This is a genomic window from Janibacter sp. GS2 (genome assembly GCF_051200835.1).
Classification (GTDB): domain Bacteria; phylum Actinomycetota; class Actinomycetes; order Actinomycetales; family Dermatophilaceae; genus Janibacter.
This window is the reverse complement of record NZ_CP195161.1, coordinates 3,247,014-3,266,873: the sequence shown is the minus strand read 5'-3', so window position 1 is coordinate 3,266,873 and position 19,860 is coordinate 3,247,014. Positions and strand designations below refer to the sequence as shown.

Genomic DNA, 19,860 nt, shown 5'->3' with positions numbered 1-19,860 from the left:
CCCGGGAGGATCAATCATCGGAGCACCGTGAGTTCACCCGCCATCCGCCGCATCACCCAGGCCGGCGTCGTCGGCACCTTGGCGCTCGGCGTCTCCGGCGTCGTCGTCATGGACAAGTCCGTCGCCCTGTCGGTCGACGGCGAGAAGTCCACCGTCCACGCCTTCGGCGGGACCGTCGGTGACGTCCTGGACAAGCAGGGCGTCGACGTCGGGCCCCACGACGAGGTCACCCCCTCGGTCGACGCCTCCGTCGAGGACGACCAGAAGATCGTCGTGCGGTCCGCCCGCAAGCTCAGCGTGACGATCGACGGCACGGACCGGACCTTCTGGACCACGGCCTCCACCGTCGGTGACGCGATGCAGGAGCTCGGCCTCCGCGACGGCGAGAACGCCGACCTCTCCGCCTCCCGCAGCGCGTCCATCGGCCGGGACGGCCTCGACCTCGAGGTCAACACCTCGAAGGACGTCACGCTCCTCGTCGCCGGAAAGCGCTCCACGCAGACCGTCACCGCCGCGACCGTCGAGGACGCCCTCCAGCAGGCCGAGGTCCGCTACGACTCCAACGACCAGGTCCAGCCCGGCGCCGGCGCCCGCGTCAAGGACGGCATGACGATCCGCGTCGACCGGGTCGAGCGCAAGGACGAGACCCGCACCGAGGCGATCCCCTTCACCACCGTGACCAAGCAGGACTCCTCCCTCTACACGGGGGAGACCGCGGTCAGGACCGAGGGCGAGGCCGGCACGAGGACGAAGGCCTACGCGGTGACGTACAAGAACGGCGAGGCCGTCTGGAGCAAGCGCACCCGCAGCACGGTCACCGAGCAGCCGGTGGACAGGGTCGTCGTGGAGGGCACGAAGTCCAAGCCGGCCCCGAAGCCCGAGCCGAAGCCGAAGCCGGAGCCGGAGCCGGCCCCGAAGCCGAGCCCGTCCCCCTCAAGCAGCCCGAGCAGCTCCTCCTCGAGCAGCTCCTCCTCGAGCAGGTCCTCCTCGTCGAGCTCGCGCAGCTCCAGCCGCACGGCGCCCTCGCCGTCCCCGACGCCGTCGAGCTCCAGCAGCTCCTCCTCCAGCAGCTCCTCCAGCGGCTCGGGTCTCAACCTGGCCAATGCCGCGATGTGGGACCGCATCGCCCAGTGCGAGTCGACCGGCAACTGGTCGATCAACTCCGGCAACGGCTACTACGGCGGGCTCCAGTTCGACACCCAGACCTGGCTCGGTGCCGGCGGTGGCGACTTCGCCCCGCGCGCCGACCAGGCCTCCCGTGGCGAGCAGATCACCGTCGCCAACCGTGTCAAGGCCAGCCGCGGCCTCTCGCCGTGGGGTTGCGCGCACGCAGCCTGACCCCTTCGTCGCACCGGGCCCCCGGACCACCGAGCGTGGTCCGGGGGTCCGGCCCGTTCCACGGAATGCATAGAGTCGCCCCATGAGCACCGCTGACCCCACCGCCCCTGACGAAGGGGGTCCCCGCGGGCTGCTCGGGCCGATCGCCATCCGCGAGCTGGCCGACCGGCTCGGGGTGCGCCCGACGAAGCAGTGGGGGCAGAACTTCGTCGTCGACGCCAACACCGTGCGGCGCATCGTGCGCGCCGCCGAGGTGACGCAGGACGACCATGTCGTCGAGATCGGGCCCGGTCTCGGCTCGCTCACCCTCGCCCTGCTCGAGGTGGTCGGGCAGGTCACCGCCGTCGAGGTGGACCCGGTGCTCGCCGGGGCGCTGCCGGCGACCGTGGCCGAGCTCGCGCCGCAGGCCGCTGACCGACTGCTCGTCGTCCACGGCGACGCCATGACGGTCACCGACCTGCCCGGGCCGCCGCCCACCGCGCTCGTGGCCAACCTGCCCTACAACGTCTCCGTGCCCGTCGTGCTGCGCTTCCTCGAGCTCTTCCCGACGATCGAGCGGGTGCTCGTCATGGTCCAGCTCGAGGTGGCGGAGCGCCTCGCGGCGCCCCCCGGGAGCAGGGTCTACGGGGTGCCGAGCGTCAAGGCGGCGTGGTGGACGCAGGTGCGCCTGGCGGGCAAGGTCCCGCGGAGCGTCTTCTGGCCCTCGCCCAACGTCGACTCGGGCCTCGTCGAGCTCGTGCGACGGGAGCCACCGACGAGCACGGCCACCCGGGAGCAGGTCTTCGCGGTCATCGATGCGGCCTTCGCGCAGCGCCGCAAGACCCTGCGGGCAGCGCTGCGTGGCATCGCCGGCTCGGGCGAGGTGGCCGAGGCGGCGCTGCTCGCCGCCGGCATCGACCCCCGCACCCGCGGCGAGCAGGTCGACGTGCTCGGGTTCGCCCGGGTCGCAGAGGAACTCATGACTAGGGTGACGACATGACCTCCGCCCTCGAGTCGCCCGATGCCGTGACCGCGCGCGCCCCGGCGAAGGTCAACCTCGAGCTCTTCGTCGGTCCGCTGCGCGAGGACGGCTTCCACTCCCTGTCGACGGTCTACCAGGCCGTCGGGATCCACGACGAGGTCACCGCGGCCCGCGCCGACGAGTGGGGCTGCACGGTCAGTGGGCGCGATGCCGAGCGGGTCCCGACGAACGACAGCAACCTGGCGATCCAGGCCGCCCGTGCCCTCGCGGAGCGCACCGGAGGTCAGGACCCGGTCCATCTGTCGATCCACAAGGAGATCCCCGTCGCGGGGGGCATGGCCGGCGGCTCGGCCGATGCTGCGGCCGCGCTGCTCGCCTGCAATGCCCTGTGGGAGACCGACCTCTCCCGGGAGGACCTCGACGCGATCGCCGCCGACATCGGCAGCGACGTCCCCTTCCTCCTGCACGGTGGCACCGCCGTCGGCTCCGGCCGCGGTGAGCTGGTCACGGCGGTGCTGGCGAAGGGGAGGTATCACTGGGTCTTCGTCCCGTGCACGGGGAGCGGGTTGTCCACGCCGACGGTGTACGAGGCCTTCGACGCGCGGACCGCCGGCAGCGAGATCACCGATCCGGTGCCCAGCGCGGCGCTCATGAGCGCCCTGCGCACCGGCGACCCGCTCGAGCTCGCCCCGGTGCTCGACAACGACCTGCAGCCCGACGCGGTCGGTCTGCAGCCGCAGATCGGTGAGATCATCGAGGCCGCGATGGGCTTCGGGGCGCTCGCCGCGATCGTCTCCGGCTCCGGCCCGACGGTGGCGATCCTCGCCGGGTCCACCGAGGGAGCCATCGACGTCGCCGTCGCGCTCACCGCCTCGGGGGTGGCCGGTGACATCCTCCGCGCGACCGGTCCGGTGCACGGTGCGCACGTCCTGCCGACGGCGCGTCTGCTCTGATGGCCAACCTCATCTCCGTCGAGCGCGCCCGCCTGGCGCTCGGCACGGCTCAGGTGCTCGACGACGTCTCCCTCGGTCTCGGCGAGGGAGACCGGGTCGGCATCGTCGGCCGCAACGGCGGCGGCAAGTCCACCCTCCTGAAGGTCCTCTCCGGCGAGCACGAGCTCGACGACGGCCGGGTGACCTACGCGGGTCACACGCGCGTCGGCATGCTCACCCAGACCGACACCCTCGACCCGGAGGCGACGGTCGCGCAGATCGTGCTCGGCGACCGGGCCGAGCACGAGTGGGCCGGTGACTCCCGCATCCGCGACGTCCTCACGGGGCTCCTCGGCGGCCTCGAGGCGCCGGCGATCGGTGGTCTCGACGCGACCGTCGGGCCGATGTCCGGCGGTGAGCGCCGCCGGCTCGCCCTGGCGCAGGTCCTCGTCGAGGACCCCGAGCTCCTCCTCCTGGACGAGCCCACAAACCACCTCGACGTCGAGGGGGTCGCCTGGCTCGCCGAGCACCTCGTGCGGCGCTGGGCCCGCCCGGACCGTTCGCTCGCGACGATCACCCACGACCGGTGGTTCCTCGACGCCGTGGCCGAGCGGACCTGGGAGGTCGTCGACGGCCGCGTCGAGCAGTACGAGGGTGGGTACGCCGCCTACGTCCTCGCCAAGGCCGAGCGGGAGCGCATCGCCCGCGTCACCGCCGAGCGCCGCGACAACCTCCTGCGCAAGGAGCTCGCCTGGCTGCGTCGCGGCGCACCGGCGCGCACGAGCAAGCCGAAGTTCCGCATCGAGGCCGCCAACGCGCTCATCGAGGACGAGCCGCCGCCGCGTGATGGCGTGGAGCTGCTCCGCTTCGCGACGACGCGGCTGGGAAAGGACGTCATCGACCTGCTCGATGCCTCCGTCGAGGTGGGGGAGCGCGAGCTGCTGTCGCGCATCACGTGGCACCTCGGGCCGGGCGACCGCGTCGGCATCGTCGGCGTCAACGGGGCCGGCAAGTCCACGCTGCTGCGGGTCCTCGCCGGTGCCGTCCCGCTCTCCTCGGGCAAGCGCAAGGAGGGCGTCACCGTGCGCATCGGTCACCTGACCCAGGAGGTCGGGGAGCTGGAGCGCTTCGCCGACCAGACCGTCATCCAGGCGGTCGAGGACGTGCGGCAGGTGACGATGCTCGGCAAGAAGGAGGTCACCGCCTCCCAGCTGGCCAAGCGACTCGGCTTCTCCGGCGGTCGCCAGCAGTCCCGGGTGTCCGACCTCTCCGGTGGTGAGCGGCGTCGGCTGCAGATCCTGCGGCTGCTCATGGACGAGCCCAATGTGCTGCTCCTCGACGAGCCGTCGAATGACCTCGACATCGAGACCCTGACCCAGCTCGAGGACGTCCTCGACGGGTGGGCCGGGACGCTCCTCGTCGTCAGCCACGACCGGTACCTGCTCGAGCGTCTCTCCGACCGCCAGATCGCGCTCCTCGGCGACGGCCGCATCCGCGACCTCCCCGGTGGGGTCTCGCAGTACCTGCAGCTGCGCTCGCAGATGCCTGCGGTGGCCCCGACGAAGGGGGCGACGGCGCCCCCTTCGCCCGTACCGGCGGAGCCGACCGTCGACCCGGCTGCTCAGCGAGAGGCGCGCAAGGCGATGGCTCGCGTGGAGAAACAGCTGGGCAAGCTGGCGGACCGCGAGAAGAAGCTCCACCACGAGATGGCCGACGCCGTCCAGGACCACACGAGGCTGGCGCAGCTGAACGCCGGTCTCGGAGAGCTCGCGCAGGAGAAGGAGATGCTCGAGCTGGAGTGGCTCGAGGCTGCGGAGATCGTCGGCTGACTCAGGCCTCGAAGGGGGCGAGGAGCCGGCGCAGTGCCCCGGCCAGGGCCGCGCGCTCCTCGGCCGGCATCTCGTCGAGCAGCTCGCGCTCGCGGGCGAGCAGGTCGGCCAGCGCGGCGTCGACGGCCTCCTGGCCGCTCCGCGTGAGCTGCACGATCACGCCCCGCCGGTCGGTGGGCGACGGGAGCCGCGCGAGCCAACCCTTCGCGGCGAGCCGGTCGATGCGGTTGGTCATCGTCCCCGAGGTCACGAGCGTCTCGCGGACCAGGGCGCCGGGGGAGAGCTGGTAGGGCTCGCCGGCGCGGCGCAGGGCGGAGAGGACGTCGAACTCCCAGCCCTCGAGGGCGTGCCGGGCGAAGGCGCTCATCCGGTCCAGGTCGAGCAGACGAGCGAGGCGCGAGACCCGGGAGAAGACGTGGAGTGGCTCGACGTCGAGGTCGGGGAGCTCGCGACGCCAGGCCGCGACGATGGCGTCGACGTCGTCGGCGGGGTCGTGGCGGCTGCTCATGCCCGAAGAATACCGGTCATCGTGAATCTTGATGTCAAGGTACCTGGGTGGTGTGTCAGGGAGCGCTAGGCTCGCGCACACCAGAACCAAGGAGGCGGCATGGCAGTGACCTGGGACCCGAGCCGGTACGGGCAGTTCTCGAGCGAACGGGCGCGTCCCTTCGCCGACCTCATGAGCCGTGTCGCCGTCGAGTCGCCGCAGCTCGTCGTCGACCTCGGGTGCGGGCCCGGCTCCCTGACGCTCTCGCTCGCGCAGCGTTGGCCGCAGGCGCGCGTCATCGGCGTCGACAACAGCGCGGAGATGCTCGCGGAGGCGCGACGCCAGGACACCGAGGGGCGGGTCGAGTGGGTCGAGGCGGACCTGGCCGAGTGGGACATCACGACCGTCGGTGCTGCCCCGGACGTCATCGTCACCAATGCCGCGCTGCAGTGGGTCCCACGGCATCTCTCGCTCATGGAGGGGTGGCTGGAGGCGCTGGCTCCGGGCGGGTGGTTCGCCTTGCAGGTGCCGGGCAACTTCGAGGCGCCCACCCACGCGCTGATGCGCGAGATCGCCGTGAGCCATCCGCGGGCCGGGGAGCTGGAGGCGGCGAGCAAGCGCTACGGGGCCGGCGAGCCGTCGACCTACCTGCAGATCCTCACCGCCCACGGGCTGGGGGTGGACGCGTGGGAGACGACCTACATCCACGTCCTCGACCCGCAGGGGGAGAGCGAGAACCCGGTCCTCGACTGGGTGACCGGCACCGGCCTGCGTCCCATGCTCGAGGTGCTCCGGGACGAGACGGAGCGCGAGGAGTTCATCGCCGCCTACGCGCAGAAGGTCCTCGCCGCCTATCCGCGCTCGATCGCGGGTGTGCTCCTGCCCTTCCGGCGGGTCTTCGCGGTGGGCCGCAAGGCCTGAGCTGTCCCGGCCCCACACCTTCGGGTCGATGTGCGATCGAGCGTCCGGGCGCTCGACTTCACATCGACCCGGAGTCGTGCAGGGCGGGGCGCTCCTCGAGGCCGGCGAGGCCGTTCCAGGCGAGGTTGACCATGTGCGCGGCCACGATCTCCTTCGCCGGGCTGCGGGTCTCCAGCCACCACTGGCCGGTGAGCGAGACCAGTCCGACGAGCATCTGGGCGTACATGGGCGCTGCCGCCGGCTCGAGCCCGCGGTGCGCGAAGGCGTCCGAGAGCAGGTGCGCGACCTGGGTCGCGACGTCCGACATCAGCGACGCATAGGTGCCGGAGGGTGCTTCGCCCGAGACATCGCGCACGAGGATGCGGAACCCGTCGGGTGAGCCCTCGATGTAGTCGAGCAGGGCGAGCGCCGCGCGCTCGAGCGTCTGCCGATCGCTGCCACCGACCGTCAGTGCGCTGGTGACTCCCTCGGTGAGGTCGCGCAGCTCGCGGTCGACGACCACGGCGTAGAGGCCCTCCTTGCCGCCGAAGTGCTCGTACACGATCGGCTTGGACACCTCTGCGGTCGCGGCGATCTCCTCGACGGAGGTGCCGTCGATCCCCTTCGCTGCGAAGACCCCGCGTCCGACCGCCACGAGCTGTTCGCGCCGGGCCGCACCGGTCATGCGCGGTCGGCGGGGCGCTGCCCGTCCGTCGTCCCCCTGTTCGCTCATGGACCCATTGTCGGTGACGGACCACGGCTCGCGTGGACTACCCTGACCGGTGCCGCTTCTGCGGCGTTCCCCGGTTGGTCTGCCGGCAGGGCCCGCCTGACTTTGAATCAGGACTAGCGACGTAGGTTCGACTCCTACCCGGGGAGCGACGCCACCGGATGATGCGCTGCCGCCGCGACGGTGGCGAATGTGCTTGACCGGAGGGCCGTCCGGGCGCTCAATGGCTGGATGAGCACCCCACGCGCCGTCGTCCTCGTCGAGGGCGAGAGCGACCGGCTGGCGCTGGGCGCGCTGGCGCGTCGACTCGGTCGCGATCTCGTCGCCGACGACGTGGCACTGGTGGCGATGGGTGGCATCACCAACCTCAGGGCCTTCGCCACGCGGTACGGCCCCCTCGGCGCGGACGTCCCGCTGGCCGGCCTCTACGACATCGGCGAGGAGCGTCACGTGCGAAGGGGGTTGGTCGCGGCCGGTCTGCCCGCCGCGGCCGCGCCGGACGGTCCGGTACGCCTGGGCTTCCATGCCTGCGACATCGACCTCGAGGACGAGCTGATGCGCCCGCTGGGTCTCGACGGCGTCGAGGCCGTGATCGAGGAGGCCGGTGAGGGCCGCTCCCTTCGCCTGCTGACGCGGATGCCGGCGCAGGCGGGCTGGACCCGTCAGGAGGTGCTGCGCCGATTCCTCGGCTCGCAGTCCGGCCGCAAGGCGCGCTACGCCCAGCTCTTCGTCGAGGCGATGGACCCGGACCGGCTGCCCGGCCCGCTCCGGTCGGTACTGGCCGAGGTCTGAGCTGGGCCCCTGCGTACGCTGCGGGCGTGCGCCTCATCCTCATCCGTCACGGTCAGACACCCAACAACGTCGGGGGAGCGCTGGACACGGCCTTCCCCGGAGCCGGCCTGACCGACCTCGGTCATGCGCAGGCCGCGGCGGTCCCGGCCGCACTCGCCGACGAGGACGTGAGCGGTCTCTACGCCTCTCGGCTCGTGCGCACCCAGCTCACCGGTGACCCGCTCGGGCAGGAGCGCAGGATCGACCTCGGCGTCCGCCCCGGTCTCGAGGAGATCTCCGCCGGCGATCTCGAGATGCGATCGGACGAGGAGGCCGTGTCGGGGTACCTGGAGGGTCTCGCGGCCTGGATGCACCGGGAGCTGGACCGGCCGATGCCGGGCGGCCCGACGGGGCGGGACTTCTTCGACCGCTACGACGGGGCGGTGCGCGCCATCGCGGCGGACCACGGGAAGGACGACACCGTCGTGGCGTTCAGCCACGGGGCAGCGATCCGTGTCTACGCGGCTCTGGTCACCGGGATCCCGGCCGACGAAGCGGCCGGGCTGTGGATCCAGAACACCGGCATGGCCCTGCTCGAGGGGCACCCCGATGACGGATGGGACCTCGTGGGGTGGTCCAGCACCCCACTCGGCGGAGCGCACCTGGGCGGGACCCGCGCGCACGACGTCACCGGCGAAGAGGTCGACGACCGCGAATGACGTGAGGGACCTCAGGCGGTCGTCCGGTGGACCCAGGCGCCGGCCTGCATGACCGAGCCCACCGTGAGGTCGTCGTCGAGCACGACGAGGTCGGCGCGCGCACCGACCTCGAGCCGACCGACGTCGGCGAGCCCGATGGCGTCGGCGGGCGCGCGGGTGGCGGCATCCACCGCCTGCTCGAGGGTGAAGCCGCTCGCGACGCTGTGCCGCACCGCGCCCGCCATCGTCAGCGTCGATCCGGCGATGGCACCGGTGGGGGTGCGGGCCACCCCGTCGCGGACCTGCACGTGGATCGGCCCGAGGTGGTAGTCGCCGTCCTGGGCCGCGGCGGCTCCCATGGCGTCGGTGACGAGGACGATCCGCTCCGGTGCGGCCGAGCGGGCGAGGCGCAGCATCGCCGGGTGCACGTGGACCCCGTCCGAGATCAGCTCGACCCACACCCGCCCGTCCTCGAGGAGGGCGGCGATGGGCCCGGGGCGCCGATGGTGCAGACCGCGGATCTGGTTGAAGAGGTGCGTGGCGACGGTGGCCCCGGCGTCGATCGCCTCGCGGGCCTGCTCCCAGGTCGCGTCGGTGTGCCCGACCCCGACGACGACGCCGGCGTCGTGGATGCGGCGCACCGCACCGAGCGCCCCGTCGAGCTCGGGGGCGATCGTCACCATGCGCACGGTGCCGTCCCCGGCAGCAAGCAGCCGGTCCACGTCCTGCGGCGAAGGGGGTCGCAGCAGCGTGGGTTCGTGCGCGCCGCAGAGGTCCCGGGACAACCACGGCCCCTCGAGGTGGATCCCGGCGAGGAGCCCCTCGGTGACCAGCTCGCCGAGGACGCGCACGTGACGCTCCAGCGCGGGTACCTCATCGGTGACGAGGCTGGCCACGAGACTCGTCGTGCCGTGGCGCAGGTGGGCGGCGGCGACCTGCTGCGCCTGCCCGGCGTCCCCGACGGTGAAGGAGGCGCCGCCACCGCCGTGGCAGTGGATGTCGACGAAGCCCGGCACGAGGGATCCGGTCAGGGAGTGGTCGGCGGGTGCGGGGGGACTCCCTTCGCCGACCTCGGTGATGCGCTCGGACTCCACCCGCACCCACCCCGGGGCGAGCGTGCGCCCCGGGGTGATGATGCGATCGCCGGTGAGGATCACGCGGTGTCGTCCGCCGTGACGATCGAGCCCTCGTCCTCGTCCTCGCGACCGGGTGTCTTGAGGTTCCACTTGCGGATGACGACCCGGAAGAGCACGTAGTAGATCACCGCATAGCCGAGCCCGATCGCGATGAGCAGGAGGGGATCGGTGGCGATGTTGAAGTTGAGGACGTAGTCGAACAAGCCGGCGGAGAAGCCGAATCCGTCCCTGATGCCGAGCGCATTGGTCAACGCGAGCGACGAGCCGGTGAGCAACGCGTGGATGATGTAGAGCGGCCAGGCGACGAACATGAAGGCGAACTCGAGGGGCTCGGTGACGCCGGTGAGGAAGGCGGTCAGCGCGGTCGAACCCATGATGCCGCCGACGAGCTTCTTCTGCGCGGGCCTGGCCTCCTGGTAGATCGCCAGGGCGGCGGCGGGCAGGGCGAACATCATGATCGGGAAGAACCCGGTCATGAAGGCGCCGGCGGTCGGGTCGCCGTTGAGGAAGCGCGCGATGTCACCGGTGACCGGCTGGCCACCCTCGGGGGTGTACTCGCCGATGAGGAACCACGGCGGGTTGTTGAGGATGTGGTGCAGACCGGTGGGGATGAGCAGCCGGTTGGTCGTGCCGTAGACAAAGCCGCCGAGGACCTCGTTGTCGGCGACCCACTCGCCGAGGCCGGTGATCCCGGCGTCGAAGTACTGGTAGACGAAGCTCACGAGGACCGAGATGATGATGGCCGCGACCGCCGTGATGATCGGCACGAAGCGCCGCCCGCCGAAGAACGCGAGATAGGTCGGCAGCTTGATCCGGTGGTACTTCTGCCACAGGAATGCCGCCGTCAGACCCATGACGATGCCGCCGAAGACCCCGTAGTCGATGAGCTGCTGCTCCTCGTCGCCGGTGGCCGCGCCGAGGACGAAGGGGGACATCGCGTCCCCGACACCCTTGAAGACGAGGTAGCCGACGACCGCAGCGAGGGCGGTCGAGCCGTCGGCCTTCTTCGCCATACCGATGGCGATGCCCACGGCGAAGAGGATCGGCAGGTTGTCGAAGAGCGCCCCGCCGGCCGCACCGATCACCGGCGCGACCCGCTCCCAGCCGAGCCCGTCCGCACCGAGGAGGTCCGGCTGACCCAGCCTCAGGAGCAGCGCTGCTGCGGGCAGCGCGGCGATCGGCAGCATCAGGCTGCGCCCGAACTTCTGCAGTGGAGCGAGGTTGAGCTTCTTCTTGGGTGCCGGCGTGTCGCCGGGCACGTCGATCGGACCGTCTGCTGTGGTCACGGCGTTGTCCCTTCGTGTGGTGCCGGGGTTGGGTCGTCGTCCCGGCTCAACGACATGTGGATCTGGTACCGGTCACCGCGGTAGCGGGACACGACGTGCTCGACCGGGCGGTCGAGGCTGGTGGAGAGGCGGCGGAAGACGAGGAGCGGGGTATGGGCGGGCGCGGCAAGGACGTCGGCGTCCCGTCCCTGCGCGCTCTCACCCCACAGGGTCTGCTCGGCGGAGTCGATGACGACGTCGTACTCCTCGACGAGAAGCGCATAGAGCGACCCGGTGAGGTCGTGGGAGTCGAGTCCCGGCAGCAGCGCGCGGGAGTACCAGCTGTGCTCCAGGGCGATCGGCTGGCCGTCGGCCTGGCGCAGGCGGTCAACGCGCCACGCCTCGTCCTCGCCGAACCACGTGGCGACGTCCCTCGGGGGAGCAGCGAGTTCGATGGTGAGCAGCCGCGTGGACGGCTCGAGCCCACGGCGGCGCATGTCCTGGCTGAAGCTCGCGAGGTGCAACCGGCTCTCCAGCCGGGGACGGGCGACGAAGGTCCCCTTGCCGTGCACCCGGTGGAGCAGTCCGTCGGCGATGAGTGCCTCGACCGCTCGACGCACCGTGGCGCGGGAGACGTCGAAGGTGGTCGTCAGCTCGCGCTCGGAGGGGATCGCGGCGTCGGGGCCGAGGTCGCTCGCCAGCTCGGCCAGGCGGTCGCGCAGCTGCGCGTGCTTGGGCCGGGGGCCGGCCAGCTGTTCCCGAGACACTTCCGGATCCTCACCCTCATTGGTACGGTCTGGTACGTACCAGTGAGGATCCACGCCGACGTGGGAGGTGTCAAGCATCGTGACGATCATGTCCACCGAGATCGCCGAGCAGCCTGCCCCGACCCGGCCGCGACCCTGACGGCCTCGGGGGCTGGCGAAGGCCACCCGGAGCGACGCAGACTGACCCCACCCATCACGAGAGGAACCACCATGGCAACGAAGGCGGAGCAGATCCTCGCCGGACTCGGCGGAGCGGACAACATCGTCGAGATCGAGCCGTGCATCACCCGGCTGCGCACCGAGGTCCACGACGGGGCGAAGGTCGACCAGGCCGCGCTCAAGGCCGCCGGCGCCCACGGCGTCATGGCGCAGGGCACGGTCATCCAGGTCGTCGTCGGGCCCGAGGCGGACACCCTCGCCGACGACATCGAGGACCTGATGTGAGCAGGGTCCTCGCCCCCTGCGCCGGAACCGTCCTGCCGGTGACGGACTGCGTCGACGCGGTCTTCGCCGGGCAGATCGTCGGTCCGGGCCTCGTCATCGACCCGCCGGACGGTGCGGCCACGGTCGTCTCACCCATCTCCGGGACGGTCGTGAAGGTCCACCCGCACGCCTTCGTCGTCGCCGGCGGCGGCATCGGGGTGCTCGTCCACCTGGGGATCAACACCGTCCGCCTCGAGGGGCGCGGCTTCGAGGTGCACGTCACCCAGGGGGCGGCCGTCGAGGCGGGCGACCCCGTGGTCACCTGGGACCCCGCCGAGCTGCCCGATGAGGCCGACGGGCAGTCGATCTCGCGCCAGGTCCCCGTCGTGGTCCTCGACGCACCCGCCGACTCGCTCGATCTGGCCTCGGCGCCGGAGCAGGCCATCACCGGTGACCTGCTCTTCACCGTCGCCTGACCAGCTCACCCCTTGGAGTCGATGTGATCGTGAGCGTCCGTGCGCTCGCGATCACATCGACTCGAGGACCACCACCACAGCACCAGGAGAACCCATGGCCAGCCGCACCACCACCATCGCCTCGTCCGTCGGTCTGCACGCCCGGCCCGCAGCCCTCTTCGTCCAGCAGGCCGGCGAGTCCGGCCTCGAGGTGCAGATCGCCCGCCCCGGTGAGGAGCCGGTCGACGCGACGAGCATCCTCGGCGTCATGACGTTGGGTGCCAAGCACGGCGAGCAGGTCGAGGTCACCGCCGCCGGTGACGACGCCGAGCAGGTCCTCGATCGCCTCGTCACCCTCCTCGAGACCGACCTCGACGCGCAGGAGTGAGCCCGATGGTCGATGAGGGCAGCGGCACCCGACACGGGATCGGTGTCTCCCCGGGCAGCGCCTGCGGCCCGGTGGTCCTCGTCGCCCCGCCGGTCCGGGCGCCCGAGGGCGAGCCGGCCACGACGGATCCCGAGTCGGCGCTGACCGGGGTGAGGGCGGCCTTCGAGTCGGCCGCCCGTGACCTCGACGAGCGAGCGGGCCGGGTGAGCGGCACCGCCGCCGAGATCCTCACGGCGACCGCGCTCATCGCCCGCGACAAGAGCCTGCACCAGGCCGCCGGCAAGCACCTCGACGAAGGGGAGGGCCCGGCCACCGCGATCGAGTCCGCCGTGGAGGAGTTCGCCGTCCGGTTCCAGGCCCTCGGCGGGTACTTCGCCGAGCGCGTCGCCGACCTGCGGGACGTCGGTGCCCGGGCCGTCGCCGCGGTCCTCGGGGTGCCCGCCCCCGGCGTCCCGGACCTCACGCAGCCGAGCGTCGTCGTCGCGCAGGACCTCGCACCGGCGGAGACCGCCGTCCTGGACCGGACGCTCGTCCTCGCGATCATCACCAGCGAGGGAGGCCGCACGAGCCACACCGCGATCCTCGCCGCGCAGCGCGGCATCCCCGCGGTCGTCCAGTGCGACCGCGCCCTCGAGCTGCCGTCCGGGACCCCGGTCGCGGTCGACGGCGACACGGGCACGGTGACCCTCGAGCCGAGCGAGGCCTTCGTCGCCGACCTCGTCGCGCGAGGGGAGCGCCGCGCCGCGGCCCTCGCGGGGTCGGCCGGCCCCGGGGGCACCAGCGACGGCCACGCGGTGGCCCTGCTGGCCAACATCGGCGACGTCGAGGACGCCGTGGCCGCGGCCGGCCAGGACGTCGAGGGGGTCGGCCTCTTCCGCACCGAGTTCGTCTTCCTCTCGGCCACGACCGCCCCGACCGCGCAGGAACAGGCGCAGATCTACCGCTCGGTCCTCACCCCCTTCGGCAGTCGCCGCGTCGTCGTGCGCACCCTTGACGCCGGCGCCGACAAGCCCCTGGCCTTCGCCGACCTCGGCCCCGAGGACAACCCCGCCCTCGGCCGCCGGGGGCTGCGGCTCTCGGCCGCGCGCCCGGCGCTCCTGGACACCCAGCTCGAGGCGCTGGCGCTCGCCGCGAAGGAGACCGGGGCGGACGTGCGGGTCATGGCGCCGATGGTCGCGACGGCCGAGGAGGCGGACTGGTTCGCCCGCCGCGTGCGCGAGCACGGGCTGCCCTCGGTCGGTGTGATGATCGAGGTGCCCTCGGCCGCCCTTCGCTCCCGCCACGTCCTCGCCGACCTGGACTTCGCGAGCATCGGCACCAACGACCTCTCGCAGTACACCCTCGCGGCCGACCGCATGCAGGGCGAGCTCAGCGACCTGCTCGACCCGTGGCAGCCGGCCGTCCTCGACGTCATCGCGGCCGCCTGCGACGGAGGCGCGGCGACCGGCACGCCGATCGGGGTCTGTGGCGAGGCCGCGGGAGACCCCCTCCTCGCGCTCGTCCTCGTGGGCCTGGGCGCCTCGAGCCTGTCGATGGCACCCGCCAAGGTGGCGATGGTCCGCTGGGCCCTCTCCCAGCACAGCCTCCCGGACTGCCAGCGGATCGCGACGAGCGTGCGCGAGGCGCGAACCGCCCCGCAGGCCCGGCAGATGGCCCTGGAGCTCGCCTCTCGCGGGCTCCGCGAGCTCCTCTGAGGGCGGGCTCGGTCGATCGGCTCCCGGCCCGGCCGCTACAGTGGCGAGGCGACCCAGACGGCTGGCCGCACCCCCGACCCTCGGAGTACTTCGCGTGAACGACGTCCGTCCCGATGCAGTCATCATCCTCGCCGCGGGCGAGGGCACCCGGATGAAGTCGACCCTCCCCAAGGTCCTCCACCCCATCGGTGGGGCCCCGCTGCTCGGTCACGCGATGCGCGCGGCCTCGGGTGCCGGTGCCGGTGAGACGGTCGTCGTCATCCGTCACCAGCGAGAGCGGGTGGCCGCCTTCGTCGAGGAGTTCAACGCCGGTGTCGAGCGCCCCTGCAAGGTCGCCGACCAGGACGAGGTCAAGGGCACCGGTCGCGCGGTCGAGTGCGGCCTGACCGAGCTGGCCGAGGACCTCACCGGCACCGTCGTCGTGACGATGGGCGATGTCCCGCTGCTGTCCGCCGAGACGATCAGTGAGCTCACCCGGGTCCACACCGAGGCCGCGGCCGCGGTCACCGTGATCACCTCGGTCCTGTCGGACGCCAAGTCCTACGGCCGGATCGTCCGGGACGCCGACGGCCGGGTCGAGCGGATCGTCGAGTTCAAGGACGCCACCGAGGCCGAGCGCGGCATCCGGGAGATCAACTCCGGGATCTACGCCTTCGACGCCGCGGTCCTGCGCCGCGAGCTGGCCAATGTCACGAGCGACAACACGCAGGGCGAGAAGTACCTCACGGATGTGCTCCAGCTGGCCCGCGCCACCGGCGGCACCGTGGCGGCCCACGTCCTCTCCGACCTCTGGCAGACCGAGGGGGTCAACGACCGCGTCCAGCTGGCCGACCTGGGCAAGGAGCTCAACCGGCGCACCTGCGAGCGGCACATGCGCGCCGGAGTGACGATCGTCGACCCGGCCACCACGTGGATCGACGTGGACGTGACCATCGGCGCGGACACCACCGTCCTGCCCGGCACCCAGCTCGTCGGCGCGACGAGCATCGGCGCCGAGGCGACGATCGGCCCGGACGTCACGCTCACCGACTGCGAGGTCGGCGACGGAGCCCACGTCAAGCGGGCCGAGGCGCTGCTGTCGGTCATCGGCGCCGGGGCCTCCGTCGGCCCCTACTCCTACCTGCGCCCCGGCACGCAGGTCGGTGCGAAGGGGAAGATCGGCGGCTTCGTCGAGACGAAGAACACGACGATCGGCCCGGGGGCGAAGGTCCCCCACCTCACCTACGCCGGGGACGCGGACATCAGGGCGGGCGCCAACATCGGCGCCGGCACGATCTTCGCCAACTACGACGGGGTGACCAAGCACCGCACCGTCATCGGCACGCACTCCTTCATCGGCTCCAACACCGTCCTCGTCGCTCCCGTCGAGGTCGCCGACGGCGCCTACGTCGCCGCGGGCTCGGCCATCACCGAGGCCGTGGGGCCCGGTCAGCTGGCCGTCGCCCGCGGTCGCCAACGCAACATCGACGGCTGGATCGCCGAGCAGCGATCCGGCACCCAGACCGAGGCTGCCGCGCAGGCCGCGGCCCAGCCCCCTTCGTCAGACACCCACCCGAGCAGCGAGGACACCCAGTGACCGGCATCCACAAGACCCCGGAGAAGAACCTCATGGTCTTCACGGGGCGCACCCACCCCGAACTCGCCGAGCAGGTCGCCGACAAGCTCGAGACCGAGCTCGTGCCCTCGAGCGCCTACGAGTTCGCCAACGGTGAGATCTACGTGCGCTACGAGGAGTCGGTGCGCGGCTGCGACGCCTTCGTCCTGCAGAGCCACTCCACGCCGATCAACGAGGCGATCATGGAGCAGCTGCTCATGGTCGACGCACTCAAGCGGGCCAGCGCCAAGCGGATCACCGCGGTCGTGCCCTTCTACGGCTATGCCCGCCAGGACAAGAAGCACCGGGGACGCGAGCCGATCTCCGCCCGCCTGGTCGCCGACCTCTTCAAGACCGCAGGTGCCGACCGGCTCATCGCGGTCGACCTGCACACCGACCAGATCCAGGGCTTCTTCGACGGTCCGGTCGACCACCTCATGGCCCGGCCGATCCTCGCCGAGTACGTCAAGGAGAAGTACGGGGACCGTCAGCTCGCCGTCGTCTCCCCGGACGCCGGTCGGATCAAGGTCGCCGAGCAGTGGTCGCGCCAGCTCGGCGGTGTGCCGCTGGCCTTCATCCACAAGACCCGCGACATCGACCGCCCGAACGAGTCGGTCGCCAACCGTGTCGTCGGTGAGGTCGAGGGCCGCTGGTGCGTGCTCGTCGACGACATGATCGACACCGCCGGCACGATCACCAAGGCCGCCGACGCGCTCATGGCCGACGGTGCCGCCGGCGTGATCATCGCCGCCACCCACGCGATCTTCTCCGGCCCCGCGGTCGAGCGGATGCAGGCCTGTGCGGCCGAGGAGATCATCGTCACCGACACCCTTCCCCTCGTCGACGACCAGAAGTTCGAGGGCCTGACCGTGCTCGCGATCGCCCCCCTGATCTCCCGGGCCATCCGCGAGGTCTTCGAGGACGGCTCGGTCACCAGCCTCTTCACCTGAGCCACCCGGCCCGACGACGGGAGTCAGCCGCGGCGCGACCGGTAGGCCGCGGCGGCGAGCCGGTTGCCACAGCCCCCTTCGCAGTAGCGCTTGCTGCGGTTGCGGGAGAGGTCGACGAGCACGTGGACGCAGTCGTCGGCCGCGCAGACCCGCAGCCGGGACAGCTCGCCGGCACGGATGACGTCGACGAAGGCCATCGCTGCCTCCACCTGCATCCGCCGGGCCAGGCTCGCGTCGGAGTCGGCGGCGTGGACGTGCCAGCCGTAGTCCCCGTGCTCGACGAGCTGGGGGAGTGCGCGGCCGCTGCGCAGCAGGGCGTTGACCTCCGCGACGAAGGCCTCCTCCCCGGCCGCCAACCACACGGCGCGCAGACGCCCCCGCAGCGCGCGGACCGCCGCCAGCTCGGCCTCGCTCCCGTCGTGCCGGCCCGTCCACCCCCACTCGATGAAGAACTCCTGCAGGGCCTGCGTCGTCGTCAGGCTGTCCTCGTCGGGGGATCCGGTGTTGACCAAGGCGGCCGCAGTCCGCAGGGCCACATCGGTGTCATAGGCAAACGTCACGTTGACTCCTGACGTCGGGGGCGACTAGCGTCATCGCCAACAGGTTACTTCACTCATGACTCAGGAGCTGCTCGTGCACGCTGCCACCTCCGCTGCGCGGCAGACGCCCTTCGTCCTCGGGCTGGGCGTCGCGCTGCTCTCGGCGGCGACCTTCGGCTCCTCCGGGACCTTCGGCTCGGCCCTGCTCGCGAGTGGGTGGAGCCCGGGCGCGGTCGTCACCGCGCGCATCGTCGGGGCAGCGCTGATCGTCGCCCTGCCCGCCGTCGTCGCCATGCGGGGACACTGGCACCTCGTCCGTCGCAACCTCGGTCGGATCCTCGCCTACGGCTTCTTCGCGGTCGCCGGCTGCCAGTTCGCCTTCTTCATGGCGGTGGACCACCTCTCGGTCGGTGTGGCGCTGCTGATCGAGTACCTCGCTCCCGTCCTCATCGTCGGGTGGCTGTGGGCCCGACACGATCGACGCCCCTCGACGCTCACCGCGGCCGGTGTCGTGGCCGCGGTCCTGGGGCTCGTGCTCGTCCTCGACCTCACCTCCGGCGCCGAGATCGACGTCGTCGGCATCCTCTGGGGCCTGCTCGCCGCCGCCGGCCTCGTCGTCTTCTTCCTCGTCGGCGCGGACGAGGAGGAGGCCCTGCCGCCGATCGGTTTCGCCGGAGCGGGGCTGGCCGTCGGAGCCCTCGGCCTCGTGGCCGCCGCCGCGCTCGGCTGGCTGCCGATGGCCGTGTCCGCGGCTCCCGTCGAGCTCGCCGGGTGGTCGGCCCCGTGGTGGGTCGCCGTCGGCGAGCTGGCCGTCGTCGCCGGAGCGGTCTCCTACGTCACGGGCATCGGCGCAGCCCGCCTGCTCGGCGGGACCATCGCCTCCTTCGTCGGGTTGAGCGAGGTGCTCTTCGCGATCGCCTTCGCCTGGATCCTCGTCGGCGAGGCCATGTCCCCGGTGCAGATGCTCGGGGGCGTGGCGATCCTCGCCGGCGTCATCGCGGTCAAGCTGGGCGAAGGGAGTGGGACCGGATCCCCGGCCCTGCCCGCCGACGACGTCGATGGTGCCGTCCTGGCAGGGTTTGGCGCGTCCGAAGAGGTCCACTAGTATCGACGGGTTGCCTCGGCGAGGGACGCTGCACGGTCGCAGCTGTCCGTGATCGACGCGGTGCCGCCCAGCGGGCCAGCCCGCGCGTCGACACCCCGTCCGCGCCGCGTCCCGCGTCGAGGCCACCGCCGTCACAACACGCCCGCTCCCTGCGCGGGCACCCCCCGATCAAGGAGTTCCACATGTCCAGCGATGACATCCGCCTGGCAGCCGACAAGCGCACCGAGTTCGGCAAGGGCGCGGCCCGCAAGCTGCGCCGCGCCAACATGGTCCCCGCCGTGCTCTACGGGCACGGCGAGGCCCCGACCCACCTCGCGCTGCCCTTCCACGGCACCTTCCAGGCGCTGAAGAACCCCAACGCCCTGCTGACGATCGCCGTCGAGGGCGAGGGCGACCAGCTGGCCCTGGCCAAGGACGTCCAGCGCGACCCGATCAAGCCGATCATCGAGCACGTCGACCTCGTCATCGTCAAGCGCGGCGAGAAGGTCACCGTCGAGGTCCCGGTCCACCTCGAGGGCGACGCCGCCCCCGAGACGGTCGTCACCGTCGACAACACGTCCCTCGAGATCGAGGCCGATGTCACCAACCTGCCCGAGGCCCTCATCGTCTCCGTCGAGGGACTCGAGATCGGCACCCAGATCCTCGCCGGCCAGGTCGAGATGCCCGCGGGCGCCACGCTCGCCTCCGACCCGGAGCTGCTCGTCGTCAACGTGACCCAGCAGATCTCCGAGGACGAGCTGGAGGCCGAGCTCGCCGACGCCGAGGCCGAGGCCGGCATCGAGCACGACGAGTCCGACGACGAGGCCGCCGCTGCCCCGTCCGAGCCCGCCGAGGGCGGCGAGGAGTCCTCCGACAAGGAGTGACCTCGGCGCACCGCACGACGCAGGGCGGGACCTCC

The 19,860-nt window shown here is 72.0% G+C and carries 21 protein-coding genes and 1 tRNA gene; 16 read left to right on the top strand and 6 right to left on the bottom strand.

The window, feature by feature from the left end; genetic code table 11:
• The first annotated feature begins 27 nt into the window (after positions 1–27).
• The 4 genes from ACR9E9_RS15780 (at position 28) to ACR9E9_RS15765 (ending at position 5,060) form a co-directional block, all read left to right on the top strand.
• Positions 28–1,338, top strand: a complete 1,311-nt coding sequence (locus ACR9E9_RS15780; protein WP_435200149.1) for a ubiquitin-like domain-containing protein — start codon at positions 28–30, stop codon at positions 1,336–1,338.
• An 82-nt stretch (positions 1,339–1,420) separates the two neighbouring features.
• Entirely contained in the window at positions 1,421–2,317 is an 897-nt protein-coding gene (rsmA, locus tag ACR9E9_RS15775) for a 16S rRNA (adenine(1518)-N(6)/adenine(1519)-N(6))-dimethyltransferase RsmA (protein ID WP_435200147.1), read from the top strand.
• Entirely contained in the window at positions 2,314–3,252 is a 939-nt protein-coding gene (locus ACR9E9_RS15770; RefSeq protein WP_435200145.1) for a 4-(cytidine 5'-diphospho)-2-C-methyl-D-erythritol kinase, read from the top strand. Before rsmA ends, ACR9E9_RS15770 begins: the two co-directional genes overlap by 4 nt.
• Positions 3,252–5,060, top strand: coding sequence for an ABC-F family ATP-binding cassette domain-containing protein (locus tag ACR9E9_RS15765; protein ID WP_435200143.1), 1,809 nt, complete (start codon positions 3,252–3,254; stop codon positions 5,058–5,060). The genes ACR9E9_RS15770 and ACR9E9_RS15765 overlap by 1 nt, the downstream gene beginning before the upstream one ends.
• Before the next feature lies 1 nt (position 5,061).
• Here the strand turns inward: ACR9E9_RS15765 and ACR9E9_RS15760 are convergent, their stop codons facing one another.
• On the bottom strand, positions 5,062–5,568 hold the full coding sequence (locus ACR9E9_RS15760; protein WP_435200141.1) for a MarR family winged helix-turn-helix transcriptional regulator: 507 nt from the start codon (positions 5,566–5,568) through the stop codon (positions 5,062–5,064).
• 99 nt (positions 5,569–5,667) lie between these two features.
• On the opposite strand from ACR9E9_RS15760, the gene ACR9E9_RS15755 reads away from it, so the two are divergent.
• On the top strand, positions 5,668–6,468 hold the full coding sequence (locus tag ACR9E9_RS15755; protein WP_435200139.1) for a methyltransferase domain-containing protein: 801 nt from the start codon (positions 5,668–5,670) through the stop codon (positions 6,466–6,468).
• Positions 6,469–6,526: 58 nt separating this feature from the next.
• On the opposite strand, the gene ACR9E9_RS15750 is transcribed toward ACR9E9_RS15755, so the two are convergent.
• Positions 6,527–7,132 carry a TetR/AcrR family transcriptional regulator gene (locus ACR9E9_RS15750; protein ID WP_435203679.1) on the bottom strand — a complete coding sequence of 202 codons (606 nt, stop codon included), beginning with the start codon at positions 7,130–7,132 and terminating at the stop codon, positions 6,527–6,529.
• 115 nt (positions 7,133–7,247) lie between these two features.
• On the opposite strand from ACR9E9_RS15750, the gene ACR9E9_RS15745 reads away from it, so the two are divergent.
• The 3 genes from ACR9E9_RS15745 (at position 7,248) to ACR9E9_RS15735 (ending at position 8,667) form a co-directional block, all read left to right on the top strand.
• Positions 7,248–7,326 (top strand) — tRNA-Gln (locus ACR9E9_RS15745).
• Between the two features lie 82 nt (positions 7,327–7,408).
• Entirely contained in the window at positions 7,409–7,969 is a 561-nt protein-coding gene (locus ACR9E9_RS15740) for a TOPRIM nucleotidyl transferase/hydrolase domain-containing protein (protein ID WP_435200138.1), read from the top strand.
• A 26-nt stretch (positions 7,970–7,995) separates the two neighbouring features.
• The gene (locus tag ACR9E9_RS15735; protein ID WP_435200136.1) at positions 7,996–8,667 is read left to right on the top strand and encodes a histidine phosphatase family protein; all 672 of its coding nucleotides are present in this window, start codon (positions 7,996–7,998) and stop codon (positions 8,665–8,667) included.
• 11 nt (positions 8,668–8,678) lie between these two features.
• On the opposite strand, the gene nagA is transcribed toward ACR9E9_RS15735, so the two are convergent.
• From nagA to ACR9E9_RS15720, 3 genes are read right to left on the bottom strand one after another with little or no spacing between them, the layout of a single operon-like run.
• The gene (gene nagA, locus ACR9E9_RS15730) at positions 8,679–9,803 is read right to left on the bottom strand and encodes an N-acetylglucosamine-6-phosphate deacetylase (protein ID WP_435200134.1); all 1,125 of its coding nucleotides are present in this window, start codon (positions 9,801–9,803) and stop codon (positions 8,679–8,681) included.
• On the bottom strand, positions 9,800–11,068 hold the full coding sequence (locus ACR9E9_RS15725) for a PTS transporter subunit EIIC (protein WP_435200132.1): 1,269 nt from the start codon (positions 11,066–11,068) through the stop codon (positions 9,800–9,802). The genes nagA and ACR9E9_RS15725 overlap by 4 nt, the downstream gene beginning before the upstream one ends.
• On the bottom strand, positions 11,065–11,814 hold the full coding sequence (locus tag ACR9E9_RS15720; RefSeq protein ID WP_435200130.1) for a GntR family transcriptional regulator: 750 nt from the start codon (positions 11,812–11,814) through the stop codon (positions 11,065–11,067). Before ACR9E9_RS15720 ends, ACR9E9_RS15725 begins: the two co-directional genes overlap by 4 nt.
• 210 nt (positions 11,815–12,024) lie before the next feature.
• Here ACR9E9_RS15720 and ACR9E9_RS15715 point away from each other — a divergent pair, with 210 nt between their 5' ends.
• The 6 genes from ACR9E9_RS15715 (at position 12,025) to ACR9E9_RS15690 (ending at position 17,318) form a co-directional block, all read left to right on the top strand.
• A complete protein-coding gene (locus tag ACR9E9_RS15715; RefSeq protein ID WP_435200128.1) occupies positions 12,025–12,258 on the top strand; it encodes a glucose PTS transporter subunit EIIB in 234 nt (77 codons plus the stop codon).
• Positions 12,255–12,713: a PTS sugar transporter subunit IIA gene (locus ACR9E9_RS15710; protein ID WP_435200126.1), complete on the top strand. Its 459-nt coding sequence runs from the start codon at positions 12,255–12,257 to the stop codon at positions 12,711–12,713. Before ACR9E9_RS15715 ends, ACR9E9_RS15710 begins: the two co-directional genes overlap by 4 nt.
• Before the next feature lie 94 nt (positions 12,714–12,807).
• The gene (locus ACR9E9_RS15705) at positions 12,808–13,080 is read left to right on the top strand and encodes an HPr family phosphocarrier protein (RefSeq protein WP_435200124.1); all 273 of its coding nucleotides are present in this window, start codon (positions 12,808–12,810) and stop codon (positions 13,078–13,080) included.
• A gap of 5 nt (positions 13,081–13,085) precedes the next feature.
• Positions 13,086–14,774 carry a phosphoenolpyruvate--protein phosphotransferase gene (gene ptsP / locus ACR9E9_RS15700; RefSeq protein WP_435200122.1) on the top strand — a complete coding sequence of 563 codons (1,689 nt, stop codon included), beginning with the start codon at positions 13,086–13,088 and terminating at the stop codon, positions 14,772–14,774.
• A 94-nt stretch (positions 14,775–14,868) separates the two neighbouring features.
• Positions 14,869–16,350 (top strand): bifunctional UDP-N-acetylglucosamine diphosphorylase/glucosamine-1-phosphate N-acetyltransferase GlmU, encoded by a 1,482-nt coding sequence (glmU, locus tag ACR9E9_RS15695; protein ID WP_435200120.1) that lies wholly within the window; start codon positions 14,869–14,871, stop codon positions 16,348–16,350.
• On the top strand, positions 16,347–17,318 hold the full coding sequence (locus tag ACR9E9_RS15690; protein ID WP_435200118.1) for a ribose-phosphate diphosphokinase: 972 nt from the start codon (positions 16,347–16,349) through the stop codon (positions 17,316–17,318). The genes glmU and ACR9E9_RS15690 overlap by 4 nt, the downstream gene beginning before the upstream one ends.
• Before the next feature lie 23 nt (positions 17,319–17,341).
• Here ACR9E9_RS15690 and ACR9E9_RS15685 read toward each other — a convergent pair whose 3' ends face one another.
• Entirely contained in the window at positions 17,342–17,878 is a 537-nt protein-coding gene (locus ACR9E9_RS15685) for a CGNR zinc finger domain-containing protein (protein ID WP_435200116.1), read from the bottom strand.
• A gap of 55 nt (positions 17,879–17,933) precedes the next feature.
• Between ACR9E9_RS15685 and ACR9E9_RS15680 the strand changes: the two genes are divergently transcribed.
• Positions 17,934–18,962, top strand: coding sequence for an EamA family transporter (locus tag ACR9E9_RS15680; protein WP_435200114.1), 1,029 nt, complete (start codon positions 17,934–17,936; stop codon positions 18,960–18,962).
• 182 nt (positions 18,963–19,144) lie between these two features.
• Positions 19,145–19,825: a 50S ribosomal protein L25/general stress protein Ctc gene (locus tag ACR9E9_RS15675; protein WP_435200112.1), complete on the top strand. Its 681-nt coding sequence runs from the start codon at positions 19,145–19,147 to the stop codon at positions 19,823–19,825.
• The last annotated feature ends 35 nt before the right edge of the window (positions 19,826–19,860 follow it).

Coding starts and splice junctions, on each gene's coding strand:
- rsmA (WP_435200147.1), top strand. CDS start 1,421: ATGAGCACCGCTGACCCCACCGCCCCTGACGAAGGGGGTCCCCGCGGG.
- ACR9E9_RS15770 (WP_435200145.1), top strand. CDS start 2,314: ATGACCTCCGCCCTCGAGTCGCCCGATGCCGTGACCGCGCGCGCCCCG.
- ACR9E9_RS15765 (WP_435200143.1), top strand. CDS start 3,252: ATGGCCAACCTCATCTCCGTCGAGCGCGCCCGCCTGGCGCTCGGCACG.
- ACR9E9_RS15760 (WP_435200141.1), bottom strand. CDS start 5,568: ATGAGCAGCCGCCACGACCCCGCCGACGACGTCGACGCCATCGTCGCG.
- ACR9E9_RS15755 (WP_435200139.1), top strand. CDS start 5,668: ATGGCAGTGACCTGGGACCCGAGCCGGTACGGGCAGTTCTCGAGCGAA.
- ACR9E9_RS15750 (WP_435203679.1), bottom strand. CDS start 7,132: ATGACCGGTGCGGCCCGGCGCGAACAGCTCGTGGCGGTCGGACGCGGG.
- ACR9E9_RS15740 (WP_435200138.1), top strand. CDS start 7,409: ATGAGCACCCCACGCGCCGTCGTCCTCGTCGAGGGCGAGAGCGACCGG.
- ACR9E9_RS15715 (WP_435200128.1), top strand. CDS start 12,025: ATGGCAACGAAGGCGGAGCAGATCCTCGCCGGACTCGGCGGAGCGGAC.
- ACR9E9_RS15705 (WP_435200124.1), top strand. CDS start 12,808: ATGGCCAGCCGCACCACCACCATCGCCTCGTCCGTCGGTCTGCACGCC.
- ptsP (WP_435200122.1), top strand. CDS start 13,086: ATGGTCGATGAGGGCAGCGGCACCCGACACGGGATCGGTGTCTCCCCG.
- ACR9E9_RS15680 (WP_435200114.1), top strand. CDS start 17,934: ATGACTCAGGAGCTGCTCGTGCACGCTGCCACCTCCGCTGCGCGGCAG.
- ACR9E9_RS15675 (WP_435200112.1), top strand. CDS start 19,145: ATGTCCAGCGATGACATCCGCCTGGCAGCCGACAAGCGCACCGAGTTC.